Raw genomic sequence first — 12,211 nt, forward strand, 5'->3', positions numbered from 1 at the left:
GCTGGCCGCCGCGCTGGCCGACCGGCTGGCCGAGGCGGGCGCCCGCGGCGACGAGCCGGTGGTGCTGGCCGCGGCCGGCTCCCGGGACCCGGGGGCCAACGCCGACACCGTGCGGATGGCCGCCCTGCTCGGCGCCCGGCTGCGCCGCCCGGTGACCCCGAGCTACCTGTGCGCCGGCTCCCCCGCCCCGGACCGGGCGGTCGAGGAGCTGCGCGCGGCCGGCCACCGCCGGGTCGCGGTGGCCGGCTACCTGCTGGCGCCGGGCTTCTTCGCCGACCGGGCCCGGCGCAGCGGCGCGGACCTGGTCGGTGCCCCGCTCGGCGCCCACCCGGCGGTGGCCGAGCTGGTGCTCGAGCGCTACGACCAGGCGTTCTCCGAGGGCCGGCCGGCCACCGGTTCGAGGATCGCCACGCACTCGAAGTGATGGGTCATCGGGAACAGGTCGAAGGCCCGCAGCGAGACCGGGCGGTAGCCGCCGTCCCGGAAAAACGCCAGGTCGCGGGCGAGCGCGGCCGGGTCGCAGGCGACGTAGGCGATCCGGCGGGCGCCCAGGCCGACCAGGTGGCCCACGGTCTCGCGGCCGGCGCCGGCCCGCGGCGGGTCGAGCACGATCAGGTCGGTGCTGGTGATCCCGGTGCGCGGCAGCAGGGTCTCCACCTTGTCGCACTCGATCCGGACGTTCTCCAGCGCGGCCAGGTTGTGCCGGGCGTCCAGCACCGCCTGCTTGGCCGACTCGATGCCGAGCACCGCGCCGTCCTCGCCGACCCGGTCGGCCAGCGCGCCGGCGAACAGGCCGACCCCGCAGTACAGGTCCAGCGCGTTCTCGCCCCACTGCGGGTCGAGGCCGTCCAGCACCGCGTGGACCAGGGTCTCCGGGGCCTCGGGGTGGATCTGCCAGAAGCCGCCGTTGCTGACCCGCCAGGTCCGCCCGGCCGCCCGCTCGCGCACGAAGGTGCGCCCGTGCACCCGGTGGAAGAGCTCCTGCTCGTCGACCCGGGCCAGCGAGGCCGGCTTGTCCAGCTCGACCAGCGGCAGCTGCTCGCCGGGCAGCGGACGGAGGATCAGCTGACGGTCCGACGATCCGCTCGCCGCGATCGCCTCCACCGCGGCCAGCCCGGTCCAGTCCCGCGCCTCGACCCCGAGCTCGGTGACCCCCTCGGCGGCGATCAGGCAGCGGTCGATCAGCTGCACCTCGTGCGAACGGTGCTTGCGCAGCCCGACCCGGCCGCTCTCCTCGTCCACGGTGTACTGCACCCGGGAGCGCCAGGCCGGCACCTCGCCGGCCGGCAGCTTGCCGCCGACCGGCTCGACGCTGCCGTCCCAGCCGGCCTCAGCCGGGGTGAGCTCGGCCAGCTTGGCCAGCTGCTCGGTCAGCACCTGGGCCTTGAGCTTGCGCTGGCCGCCCGGGGTGACGTGCTGCCAGTCGCAGCCGCCGCACTTGCCGGGGCCGGCGAACGGGCACGGCGCCTCGATCCGGTCCTTGGACGGCTCCAGCACCTCGACCGCGTCGGCGCGCAGGAAGCGGGACTTGGTGGTGCCCTCGGTGACCTCGACCACCACCCGCTCGCCGGGCAGCGCGTGCCGCACGAAGAGCACCCGGCCCTCGTGCCGGGCCACGCAGTGCCCGCCGCCGTGCGCGACCGGGCCGACCTCGACCTCGTAGCGCTCGCCGACCAGCGGCTCGCCGCCGGGGCCCTTGGGCGCGGCCGGCGCCGCGGGGCGGGCGGCCCGCCCGGTCTTCGCCGGAGCGGCCTTCGCCGGGGCAGCCTTCGCCGGGGCGGCCTTGCGCGGCTTGGCCGGCTTGGTGGCCGGCTTGGTGGCCGGCTTGCCGGTGCGCACCTCGCCGACCGGTGCCGGCTCGGGGCGGCGCTCGGCGGGGACCGGCGGCAGGCTCTGCGCGGTGTTGCCCTCGCGGTCGGTGGCGCCCGGGCGGGACGGCTTGCTGCCCCAGCGCGCACGGGCCACCTGGCCGACCTTGCCCGGCTGGCCGGACTTGCCCGACTGACCGGACTTTCCCTGGCCGGACTTGCCCTGGCCGGCCTTGCGGCCCTGGCCCCCCGAGCGACCGGCGGCGGAACTGCCCGAGGAGCGGGGCGGGGTGTTGCGAGTCACGAAGCGGTGTCCTTGCTGGGCTCGGCGGGATGGGGCACGGTGTCGAGGCCCCCGGCCGGACCAGGCTGCTCGACGGAACCCGACGGTACCGTGCGCGGCGCCCTCGCGCCGCGCCGGACGCCCGGCGGCCCCCACCACCGGCCCGCCCCGCGCCCTCGCCCGGGACCGCCCAGCTGGAACGGGACGGAGGTGACCAGCACCCCGGGCAGGAAGAGCAGCCGCCCCTTGAGCCGCAGCGCGCTCTGGTTGTGCAGCAGGTGCTCCCACCACCGCCGCACCAGGTACTCCGGGACGTATACGTGGACCAGCTCCTGCGGTGCCCGCGCCCGCTGCTCGCGGACGTAGGCCAGCACCGGTCCGGTGATCTCCCGGTACGGCGACTCCAGCACGATCAGCGGCTCGGCCGGCTCCCGGACCCGCCACTGCTCGCGCAGCGCCCGGGTCTCGGCCGGGTCCACGTCCACGGTGACCGCCGCCAGCCGGGCGGCGCCGCCCAGCCGGGCGCACTCCAGCGCCCGCAGCGCCGGCCGGTGCAGCGCGGCGACCAGCACGATGGCGTGCACCCGGACCGGCGCCGCCGGCTCCGCCACGGCCGGCTCCGCTGCCGCCGGCCCCGGCGGCACCAGCTCGGCGGCCACCTGGTCGTAGTGCCGCCGGATCGCCCGCATCACCAGCACCAGCAACCCCATCGCGGCGAGCGCGAGCCAGGCGTGGCCGATCTTGGTGACCAGCACCACCAGCAGCACGGCACCGGTGGTCGCCAGGCCGAAGGCGTTGACCGCCCGGGAGCGACGCATCCGGGCCCGCGCGGCGGGGTCGGCCTCGGTGCGCAGCAGCCGGGTCCAGTGCCGGAGCATGCCGGACTGGCTCATGGTGAAGGAGACGAAGACGCCCACCATGTAGAGCTGGATCAGCCGGTTGGGGTCCGCGCCGAAGGCCGCGATGCAGCCGACGGCGGCCGCGGCCAGCAGCACGATGCCGTTGGAGTAGGCCAGCCGGTCGCCCCGGTTGCGCAGTTGGCGGGGCAGGTGGCGGTCCTGGGCGAGGATCGAGCCGAGCACCGGGAAGCCGTTGAAGGCGGTGTTCGCGGCCAGCACCAGGATCAGCGCGGTGACCGCGGCGATCAGGTAGAAGCCCGGCCGGAAGTCGCCGAACACCGCGGCGGCGATCTGGGTCAGCGCCGTCTTCTGGTGGTAGCCGGCCGGGGCGCCGAGCAGCTGCCGGGCCGGGTCCTCGGCCAGCTGGGCGCCGGTGAGCCGGGCCAGGTAGCCGATGCCGAGGAACATCACCACCCCGAGCAGGCCCATCAGCAGCAGGGTGCGGGCGGCGTTGCGGCTCTTGGGCGCGCGGAAGGCCGGCACGCCGTTGCTGATCGCCTCCACGCCGGTGAGCGCGGCGCAGCCGGAGGAGAAGGCGCGCAGCAGCAGGAAGGCCAGCGCCGGCCCGGCCGGGGCCACGGGGTCGCCGGCCGGCAGCAGCCGGAAGCCGGCGCTCTCGGCCGGCATCGCCTCGCCGAGCACCAGGTGGCGGAAGAGGCCGTAGAGCAGCATGCCGAGCACCCCGGCCAGGAAGGCGTAGGTCGGGACGGCGAAGGCGGTGCCGGACTCGCGCACCCCGCGCAGGTTCATCGCCATCAGCAGCAGCACCAGGGTGACGCTGAGCGCGAGTTCGTGGCCGTGCAGCGCCGGCAGCGCGGAGACCAGGTTGGCCACGCCCGAGGTGGTGGAGACGGCCACCGTGAGCACGTAGTCGACCAGCAGCGCGGCGGCCACCACCAGGCCGGCGGCGGGCCCGTGGTTGGTGCCGGCCACCTCGTAGTCCCCGCCGCCGCTCGGGTAGGCGTGCACGTTCTGCCGGTAGGAGGCGACCACCGCGAGCATCACCACGGCCACCGCGAGCCCGATCGGGAGGGACCAGCGGGTGGCCGAGGTGCCGGCGACGGAGAGGGTGAGCAGGATCTCCTCGGGCGCGTAGGCCACCGAGGAGAGGGCGTCGGAGGCGAAGACCGGCAGCGCGATCCGCTTGGGCAGCAGGGTCTCGCCGAGCCGGTCGGTGCGCAGCGCGCGGCCGACCAGCAGCCGCTTGGGGAAATCGGTCAGGGACGGCACGTCAAGATATCGTAAAGGCCTCTTGCGCTCGTCCCGGGTATCACTCAACCGCTCGTCGCGTCTCGGTCGGATGAACCGGATAGCGTGTCGGATGATGAAGTTACGGGCAACACTCCGGTTGCCGAACCGCGTCCGGGTCGTGGGGCGTGGTGCCGACCCGCCCAGCGACGTGGGCACGGAAGGACGATGAGCGGTGTTTGCGCAGGTCAAGGCCCCAACGGATCGGGTGAGGTAGAGCCACCGTGCACATCGTCATCATGGGTTGCGGACGCGTCGGCTCGGCCCTGGCGCGCGCCCTGGAGAAGCAGAGCCACTCGGTGGCCGTCGTCGACCAGGACCCCAGCGCCTTCCGCCGGCTCGGTGCCGGCTTCCGCGGTCGCCGGGTGACCGGCATCGGCTTCGACCAGGACACCCTGCGCGAGGCCGGCATCGAGGAGGCGGGCGCCTTCGCCGCGGTCAGCAGCGGCGACAACTCGAACATCATCGCGGCCCGGGTGGCCCGGGAGAACTTCGGCGTCGAGCACGTGGTCGCCCGGATCTACGACCCGCGCCGGGCCGAGGTCTACCAGCGCCTGGGCATCCCGACCGTGGCCACCGTGCGGTGGACGGCCGACCAGATGCTGCGCCGGCTGCTGCCGAGCGGCGCCGAGCCGCTCTGGCAGGACCCGAGCGGGACCGTGCAGCTGGCCGAGGTGGCGTTCGCGACGGCCTGGGTGGGCCGGCGGATCAGCGAGCTGGAGGAGGCCTCCGGCGCTCGGGTGGCCTTCGTCACCCGGCTCGGCGAGGGCGTGCTGCCCAACCCGCAGATGGTGGTGCAGGAAGGCGATCTGGTGCAGGTGATGCTGCGCCGGGCGGATCAGGCGGCGGTCGAGGCCGTGTTCGCCAAGGGCCCGGAGGAGGGTCACTGATGCGGGTTGCGATTGCCGGAGCGGGCGCGGTCGGGCGGTCCATCGCCGGCGAGCTGCTGGAGAACGGCCACGAGGTCCTGCTGATCGACAAGAACCCGAACGCCATCTCGGTGGAGCGGGTCCCGATGGCGGAGTGGCTGCTGGCCGACGCCTGCGAGATCACCTCGCTGGACGAGGCGGCGCTGCAGCACTGCCACGTGGTGATCGCGGCCACCGGTGACGACAAGGTCAACCTGGTGGTCTCGCTGCTGGCCAAGACCGAGTACGGGGTGCCCCGGGTGGTCGCCCGGGTGAACAACCCGAAGAACGAGTGGCTCTTCACCGAGGCCTGGGGCGTGGACGTCGCGGTCTCCACCCCGCGCCTGATGTCGGCGCTGGTCGAGGAGGCGGTGAGCGTCGGCGACCTGGTCCGCCTGATGCGCTTCAGCCAGGGCAACGCCAACCTGGTCGAGCTGACCCTGGCCGCGGACACCGCGCTGGTCGGCACCCGGGTCGGGGACGTCCAGTGGCCGACCGACACCGCGCTGGTGACCATCATCCGCGAGGGCCGGGTGCTGGTGCCCAGCCGGGACGACACCCTGGAGGGCGGCGACGAGCTGCTCTTCGTGGCCGCGCAGGAGCGCGAGGAGGAGCTGGAGCAGCTGCTCTCCTGACCGCACCGACGACCGCCGCGGGTCACTCCTCGGTGGGTTCCTCGGCCTTGATCGGTGCCGGCGCGGTGAGCAGGATCCGCCAGGTCACGTACATCGCCAGCAGCATCGGCGGGATGCCGAGCGCGACCTTGAGCCAGCCCAGCAGGTTGACGTTGCCGGTGAAGTAGAGCGGGAAGAGGATCAGCGGCTTGATGCCCATGATCACCACCCAGGCCCAGGTGGCCTTGGTGTAGGCCCGCAGCCGGCCCGGGTTCTGGGTCCGCCAGGTGAACATCTCCCCGGTCACCGGACCGAGGGTGAGCCCGATCAGCGGCCAGCGGACCAGGGCCGAGACGGCCAGCGCCAGGCAGTAGCCGACGTTCCAGAGCAGGCCGGGCAGGTAGAAGTTCTCCGCCTTGCCGGTCTTCATCGAGATGTAGGCGCCGATGGCCACCCCGAAGACGCCGCTGAAGGCGTGCTGGATGGTCTCCCGGCGCAGCAGCCGGAGCACCACGAAGACCGCGCTCAGCCCGAGCGCGGCCCAGGCCGCGGTGGACACCTGGTGGGTCAGGTTGAAGGTGACGATGAAGACCAGGCCGGGCAGGGTCATGTCGATCATGCCGCGGACGCCGCCGAAGGCCTGGATGATCGAGTCGGCCGCCTCCTTGCGGGCGGCCTCCTCCCGGGCGGCGGCCTGCTCCGCGGTCTCGCCCGGATGGTCGTCGCGACCCTCGGTGAATCCGGTTCGGTGCTCAGTGATCAGTGCGTGCGGGGCGGCGTGGTCGCCGCCGGGCGGATTGGTCACTGGTGTTCGCTCCCCTGTCCGACCGGACGCAGCTCGTAGCGCGGGTTGAAGAGCACGCGGCGCCCGCGTGCGTGGCTGATCCGGCCGCTGGCGGTCAGCCGGCGGCCCGGCTCTATGCCGGCGATCGAGCGGCGGCCGAGCCAGACCACGTCCAGCGCGTCCGTCCCGTCGAAGAGCTCGGCCTCCAGCGCGGGCACGCCCGCCCGCGGGCGGAGCGTCACGGTGCGCAGGGTGCCCGTGACCGTGACCAGCTCGCGGTCCCCGGCCTCGGCGATCGGCGTGCATCCGGACACCGCGGTGTCCTGGCGCAGCTCCTCGGCCTGGAGCTCCTCCGGGCTGGAGGTGAGCCGGCTGAACATCCGGCGCAGCCGGCCCTGTGGCTGCTCGCTGCTGTTACCACTCATGCGGAAAGGCTACCGGCACAACCCCGTCCGGCGGGGTCCCGCGAACGAGCCGCGGGCACCTGCCGGGGCCCGGGCGGCCTGCCTCCGGGGCCCGGTTCAGGGCTCGAAGCGGTAGCCCATGCCGGCCTCGGTGATGAAGTGGCGCGGGTGCGAGGGGTCGCGCTCCAGCTTGCGGCGCAGCTGGGCCAGGTAGACCCGCAGGTAGTTGGTCTCGGTGCGGTAGGCCGGGCCCCACACCTCCTGCAGCAGCTGCGTCTGGCTGACCAGGCGGCCCGCGTTGCGCACCAGCACCTCCAGCAGGTGCCACTCGGTCGGCGTCAGCCGGACGTCCGTACCGTCCCGGTTGACCTTCTTGGCCGCCAGGTCGACGGTGAAGGCCTCGGTGGTCACCAGCGAGTCGTCCTCGCCGGAGACCGGCTCGGCCCGGCGCACCGCGGCCCGCATCCGGGCCAGCAGCTCGTCCATCCCGAACGGCTTGGTCACGTAGTCGTCGGCGCCCGCGTCCAGTGCCTCGACCTTCTCGTCGGAGGCGTGCCGGGCGGAGAGCACGATGATCGGCACCCGGGTCCAGCCGCGCAGACCCTTGATCACCTCGACTCCGTCCATGTCGGGCAGCCCGAGGTCGAGCACCACCACGTCGGGATGGCGCGCGGCGGCCAGCTCCAGCGCACTTGCGCCGTCGTGCGCCGCGTCGACCTCGTACTTGCGGGCCTTGAGGTTGATCACCAGGGCGCGGACGATCTGCGGTTCGTCGTCCACGACGAGGACCCGGGTCATGCGAGCTCCGCCTTTCGGGGGGCCTGGGAAGCAGTGGTCAGGGATTCGGGGTCGCCGGCTCGTTCAGGTCCGGCTGCCCGTTCGGGTCCGCCGGCCCGTTCGGGATCACCGGTCTGTTCGGGTTCACCGGGCGGTGCCCCGGGCGGACGGTCGACCGCCGGCAGCGAGACCACCATGGTCAGGCCGCCGCCCGGCGTGTCCTCGGCCGAGATACTGCCGCCCATCGACTCGACGAAGCCGCGGGCCACCGCCAGACCGAGCCCCACGCCCGCGCCGCGCGGCGCGTCGCCGTAGCGCTGGAAGGGGGCGAAGATCCGCTCCTTGGCCTCCTCCGGCACCCCCGGCCCGCGGTCCACCACCCGCAGCTCGACCCGGCCCGCACCCGCGGCCGGTTCCAGCGAGTCCGCCTTGACCAGCACCTTCACGTCCGGCGGGCTGTACTTCACCGCGTTCTCGATCAGGTTGGCCAGGGCCCGCTCCAGCAGGCCGGCATCGGCCGGGACCATCGGCAGGTACTCCGGAATCTCCAGCCGCACCGACTCCAGCGGCACCCCGCCGAGCGCGTACGGCACCACCTCGTCCAGGTCCACCTCCTGGATCAGCGGGGTGACCGTGCCGGTCTGCAGCCGGCTCATGTCCAGCAGGTTGTTGATCAGGTGGTCCAGCCGGTCGGCGCCGGCCTCGATGCCCGCGAGCAGTTCCTGCTCGTCGGCCTCGTCCCACTGGACGTCCTCGGCGCGCAGCGAGGAGACGTTGGCCTTGATCCCGGCCAGCGGGGTGCGCAGGTCGTGCGAGACCGCGGCCAGCAGTGCGGTGCGGATCCGGTTGCCCTCGGCCTGGCGGCGGGCCGCGGCGGCCTCCTTGGCCAGCCGGCGGCGCTCCAGCAGCACCGAGGCCTGGGCGGCGAAGGCGCCCAGCAGGCGACGGTCGGCGGCCGGCAGCACCCGGCCGGAGAGCACCAGCGCCAGGTGCTCACCCACCGGGACGTCCACGTCACCGTCGTCCGGACGGGCCGGCGGGTTCGCGCCGCTGAACGCGGTGCAGGTCCACGGCGAACGCTCGTCGGCCCGCTCCAGCAGCGCCACCGCGTCCTGCCCGAAGGTCTCCCGGACCTGCTCCAGCAGTGCGGTCAGCCCCTCGCCGGTGGGCGCCCGGAGCACCGTGCCGGCCAGCGCGCTCAGGGTCTGCGCCTCGGTCTGGCTGCGGGCCGCCTCGTGGGTGCGCCGGGCGCCCACGTCGACCACAGTGGCCACCGCGATGCCCACCGCGGTGAAGATCGCCACCGCCAGGATGTTCTGCGGATCGGAGATGGTCAGCTTGTGGATCGGCGGCGTGAAGTAGTAGTTCAGCGCGGTCGAGCCGACCAGCGCCGAGGCGATCGCCGGCAGCAGGCCGCCGACCAGCGCCGCACAGATCGTCACCGAGAAGAAGAGCAGCATGTCGGTGGGCAGCGCGGTGTCGTTCAGCTGGGTCAGCAGCACCGCGAGCAGCGGCGGACCGACCACGCCGATCAGCCAGCCGCCGATCGCGCGCGGCCGCCCGAGGTCGGTGATCTTGCGGATCGGCAGGCGCCGGGACCGCCCGTGCGCCACGTGCTCGTGGGTGACGATGTGCACGTCGATGTCGCCGGAGTCGCGGGCGACCGTGGAGCCGACCCCGGGGCCGTAGATGTACTGCCACGCCTTGCGGCGGCTGGAGCCGAGCACGATCTGGGTGGCGTTCACGCCACGCGCGAAGTCCAGCAGCGCCTGCGCCGGATCGTCGCCGAGCACCGTGTGGAAGCTGCCGCCCAGGCTCTCCACCAGGGCCCGCTGCTCGATCAGTGCCTGCGGGGAGCCGCCGGTGGCCAGGCCGTCGGAACGCGAGATGTGCACGGCGAGCAGTTCGCTGCCGGAGCCCTTGGCGGCGATCCGGGCCGCCCGGCGGATCAGCGTGGCGCCCTCCGGGCCGCCGGTCAGGCCGACCACGATCCGCTCCCGGGCCTGCCAGGTGCTGTCTATGCCCTGTTCGGCGCGGTAGGTCTGCAGGTACTCGTCCACCCGGTCGGCGGTCCAGAGCAGCGCTAGCTCGCGCAGCGCGGTCAGGTTGCCGGGGCGGAAGTAGTTGGAGAGCGCGGCGTCGATCTTCTCCGGCGCGTAGACGTTGCCGTGCGCCATCCGGCGGCGCAACGCCTGCGGGGACATGTCGACCAGCTCGATCTGATCGGCCCGCCGGACCACCTCGTCCGGCACCGTCTCGCGCTGGCGGACCCCGGTGATCCCCTCGACCACGTCGCCCAGCGACTCCAGGTGCTGGATGTTGACGGTGGAGATCACGTCGATGCCGGCCGCGAGCAGTTCCTCGACGTCCTGCCACCGCTTGGCGTTGCGGCAGCCCGGGACGTTGGTGTGGGCCAGTTCGTCGACCAGGGCGACCTGCGGCCGGCGGGCCAGCAGGGCGTCCAGGTCCAGCTCAGTGAACTCCGCGCCCCGGTGGTACATCACCCGGCGCGGCACGGCCTCCAGGCCGTGCAACAGCTCTGCGGTGTTCGACCGGTTGTGGTGCTCGACGAAGCCCACCACCACATCGGTGCCGCGCCCCAGCCGCCGGTGTGCCTCGCAGAGCATCGCGTACGTCTTCCCCACCCCGGGGGCTGCCCCGAGGTAGATCCGCAACCTTCCGCGTGCCATGCGTCCCATTCTTGATCGAGCCCACCCCGGGGACCACCCCCGGACAGCTGTTCGCGCAGTCGAGACTACGGGGTGAGTGGGCTCTCACCTTCGATCGGGCTGGTGGGAGGGCAGATTTAGCGGCATCTTGACGAGTCCTTCCACCCGCTGGGATGGGGTTCGTGGTCTACGCCTCGGAACCCTACGCGTGGGTGTCACTCGACGATGTGGCCGTCGCGCAGCTCCACCACCCGGTCGGCGAGTTCCATCAGCTGCGGGTCGTGGGTGGCCACCAGGGCGGTGACACCCTCGCTGCGCACCACCGCGCGGAGCAGTTCCATCACCGACCGGCCGGTCTCGGAGTCCAACTGGCCGGTCGGCTCGTCGGCGATGATCAGGGCCGGCTCGTTGGCCAGCGCGCGGGCGATCGCCACCCGCTGCTGCTGGCCGCCGGACAGCTCGGTGGGCCGCTGCTCGGCCTGGTCGGCGAGTCCGACCAGGCCGAGCAGGGTGGCCACCCGCTCCTCGCGCTCGGCCACCGGCACCTTGCGCAGCCGCATCGGAACCCCGACGTTCTCGGCCGCGCTCAGGATCGGGATCAGGCCGAAGGACTGGAAGACGAAGCCGATCCGGTCGCGCCGCAGCGCCAGCCGACCCGCCTCGTCCAGCCCCGCGAGGTCGAGACCGTCCAGGGTGATCCGCCCCGAGGTCGGCGAGTCGAGACCGCCGACCAGGTTGAGCAGCGTGGTCTTGCCCGAACCCGAGCGACCGCGCAGGGCGGTCAGCTCTCCGCGGTGCGCCCGGAAGGACACCCCGCGCAGGGCGTGCACCTGGGTGGCACCGGAACCGAAGCTCCGCCAGACGTCGCCCACCTCCACCATCGGCGCGAGCGTGCCGGGACCCGCGGCGGCGCTGCCGGTGCTGGTCCCGGTGCTGCTGCTCGGCGTCCCGCCGGTCCTGCTGCGCTGCTCGTGTTCGGACACGGTGCCATCCCCCCCTGGTCGACCGGGCCGCCCGGGACCGCCGGTCGGGGCCTGTTCCCGACGACCGGCGGGCAGTTCAGTGGGCGGTCGGCCTTACGCTAACGCCAGGCGTGGTCCGGGTGAAGGTGCTGATCACCACGCCCTCGGCGAAGCTGTGGCTGACGGTCTCGGTGAACCCGGTCGGCGCGAACGGTCCGTCGAAGAGCGGGATGCCCGAACCCAGCACGATCGGGCTCCGTTTGATGATCAGTACGTCGATCTCCTCGCGCAGGGCACCCGCCAGCTTGCCGCCGCCGGCCAGCCAGATCCCCAGCCCCGCCTCCTGCTTGAGCGAGCGGACCAACCCGACCGGGTCCTCGGCCACCACGTCGACCCCCGGGCCGGCCTTGGCCAAGGTGCTCGACACCACGTACTGGCGCAGGTGCGGGTAGGGGCTGTCGACACCGAACTGCAGTCCTGGTTCATAGGTACCGCGTCCCATCAGCACGGTGTCGAAGTGTCGGTTCGGGGCGTCCGCGACGCCGAGCGGCCCGCGGGCGTGCGCCGGCATGGTCTCCGGGTACTCGGCCAGGATCGCCTCCCGGACGCCACCCTCGAAGGGGAAGAAGTCGTATTCGCCGCCCGGCCCGGCGATGTAGCCGTCCAGGGTGGCCGCGATGTAGTAAGTCAGTCTGCGCATGTGGGACCTCCTTCCCCGTTCGGTTCCCCGTGAACGCGAAGAAGCCCCCGACCGGATCGGTCGGGGGCTTCTTCTGAAGAATTGTTCGGCGGCGTCCTACTCTCCCACAGGGTCCCCCCTGCAGTACCATCGGCGCTGTGAGGCTTAGCTTCCGG

At 73.3% G+C, this 12,211-nt stretch carries 11 protein-coding genes and 1 rRNA gene; 3 read left to right on the forward strand and 9 right to left on the reverse strand.

Annotated elements, in window-relative coordinates; genetic code table 11:
• A partial coding sequence (locus ACQRUO_RS35215; RefSeq protein ID WP_428320233.1) for a CbiX/SirB N-terminal domain-containing protein occupies positions 1-424 on the forward strand: 424 nt, incomplete at its 5' end.
• On the opposite strand, the gene ACQRUO_RS35220 is transcribed toward ACQRUO_RS35215, so the two are convergent.
• Both ACQRUO_RS35220 and ACQRUO_RS35225 read right to left on the reverse strand, forming a co-directional pair.
• On the reverse strand, positions 358-1,677 hold the full coding sequence (locus ACQRUO_RS35220) for a class I SAM-dependent RNA methyltransferase (RefSeq protein ID WP_428320242.1): 1,320 nt from the start codon (positions 1,675-1,677) through the stop codon (positions 358-360). The two genes, ACQRUO_RS35215 and ACQRUO_RS35220, sit on opposite strands and share 67 nt — an antisense overlap.
• Positions 1,678-2,108: 431 nt before the next feature.
• On the reverse strand, positions 2,109-4,220 hold the full coding sequence (locus ACQRUO_RS35225; RefSeq protein WP_428320234.1) for an APC family permease: 2,112 nt from the start codon (positions 4,218-4,220) through the stop codon (positions 2,109-2,111).
• 242 nt (positions 4,221-4,462) lie between these two features.
• Here ACQRUO_RS35225 and ACQRUO_RS35230 point away from each other — a divergent pair, with 242 nt between their 5' ends.
• Positions 4,463-5,128, forward strand: a complete 666-nt coding sequence (locus ACQRUO_RS35230) for a potassium channel family protein (protein ID WP_428320235.1) — start codon at positions 4,463-4,465, stop codon at positions 5,126-5,128.
• Positions 5,128-5,781: a potassium channel family protein gene (locus ACQRUO_RS35235; RefSeq protein ID WP_428320236.1), complete on the forward strand. Its 654-nt coding sequence runs from the start codon at positions 5,128-5,130 to the stop codon at positions 5,779-5,781. Before ACQRUO_RS35230 ends, ACQRUO_RS35235 begins: the two co-directional genes overlap by 1 nt.
• 22 nt (positions 5,782-5,803) lie before the next feature.
• Here the strand turns inward: ACQRUO_RS35235 and ACQRUO_RS35240 are convergent, their stop codons facing one another.
• The 7 genes from ACQRUO_RS35240 to rrf form a co-directional block, all read right to left on the reverse strand.
• The gene (locus ACQRUO_RS35240) at positions 5,804-6,565 is read right to left on the reverse strand and encodes a DUF3159 domain-containing protein (RefSeq protein ID WP_428320237.1); all 762 of its coding nucleotides are present in this window, start codon (positions 6,563-6,565) and stop codon (positions 5,804-5,806) included.
• Positions 6,562-6,969, reverse strand: a complete 408-nt coding sequence (locus ACQRUO_RS35245) for an OB-fold nucleic acid binding domain-containing protein (RefSeq protein WP_428320238.1) — start codon at positions 6,967-6,969, stop codon at positions 6,562-6,564. Before ACQRUO_RS35245 ends, ACQRUO_RS35240 begins: the two co-directional genes overlap by 4 nt.
• 96 nt (positions 6,970-7,065) lie before the next feature.
• A complete protein-coding gene (locus ACQRUO_RS35250; RefSeq protein WP_428320239.1) occupies positions 7,066-7,746 on the reverse strand; it encodes a response regulator in 681 nt (226 codons plus the stop codon).
• The gene (locus ACQRUO_RS35255; RefSeq protein ID WP_428320240.1) at positions 7,743-10,415 is read right to left on the reverse strand and encodes an ATP-binding protein; all 2,673 of its coding nucleotides are present in this window, start codon (positions 10,413-10,415) and stop codon (positions 7,743-7,745) included. Before ACQRUO_RS35255 ends, ACQRUO_RS35250 begins: the two co-directional genes overlap by 4 nt.
• Positions 10,416-10,609: 194 nt before the next feature.
• A complete protein-coding gene (locus tag ACQRUO_RS35260; RefSeq protein ID WP_428320243.1) occupies positions 10,610-11,275 on the reverse strand; it encodes an ABC transporter ATP-binding protein in 666 nt (221 codons plus the stop codon).
• 178 nt (positions 11,276-11,453) lie between these two features.
• The gene (locus ACQRUO_RS35265; protein ID WP_428320241.1) at positions 11,454-12,056 is read right to left on the reverse strand and encodes a dihydrofolate reductase family protein; all 603 of its coding nucleotides are present in this window, start codon (positions 12,054-12,056) and stop codon (positions 11,454-11,456) included.
• A gap of 83 nt (positions 12,057-12,139) precedes the next feature.
• Positions 12,140-12,211: ribosomal RNA gene (gene rrf / locus ACQRUO_RS35270) — 5S ribosomal RNA — on the reverse strand; the annotation flags it as partial.

The organism is Kitasatospora sp. LaBMicrA B282, from assembly GCF_050325825.1.
Taxonomy (GTDB): Bacteria; Actinomycetota; Actinomycetes; order Streptomycetales; family Streptomycetaceae; genus Kitasatospora.

Excerpts from the sequence above, each read along its gene's own strand:
- ACQRUO_RS35235 (WP_428320236.1), top strand. The coding sequence starts at position 5,128 with ATGCGGGTTGCGATTGCCGGAGCGGGCGCGGTCGGGCGGTCCATCGCC.
- ACQRUO_RS35245 (WP_428320238.1), bottom strand. The coding sequence starts at position 6,969 with ATGAGTGGTAACAGCAGCGAGCAGCCACAGGGCCGGCTGCGCCGGATG.
- ACQRUO_RS35250 (WP_428320239.1), bottom strand. The coding sequence starts at position 7,746 with ATGACCCGGGTCCTCGTCGTGGACGACGAACCGCAGATCGTCCGCGCC.
- ACQRUO_RS35255 (WP_428320240.1), bottom strand. The coding sequence starts at position 10,415 with ATGGCACGCGGAAGGTTGCGGATCTACCTCGGGGCAGCCCCCGGGGTG.
- ACQRUO_RS35260 (WP_428320243.1), bottom strand. The coding sequence starts at position 11,275 with ATGGTGGAGGTGGGCGACGTCTGGCGGAGCTTCGGTTCCGGTGCCACC.
- ACQRUO_RS35265 (WP_428320241.1), bottom strand. The coding sequence starts at position 12,056 with ATGCGCAGACTGACTTACTACATCGCGGCCACCCTGGACGGCTACATC.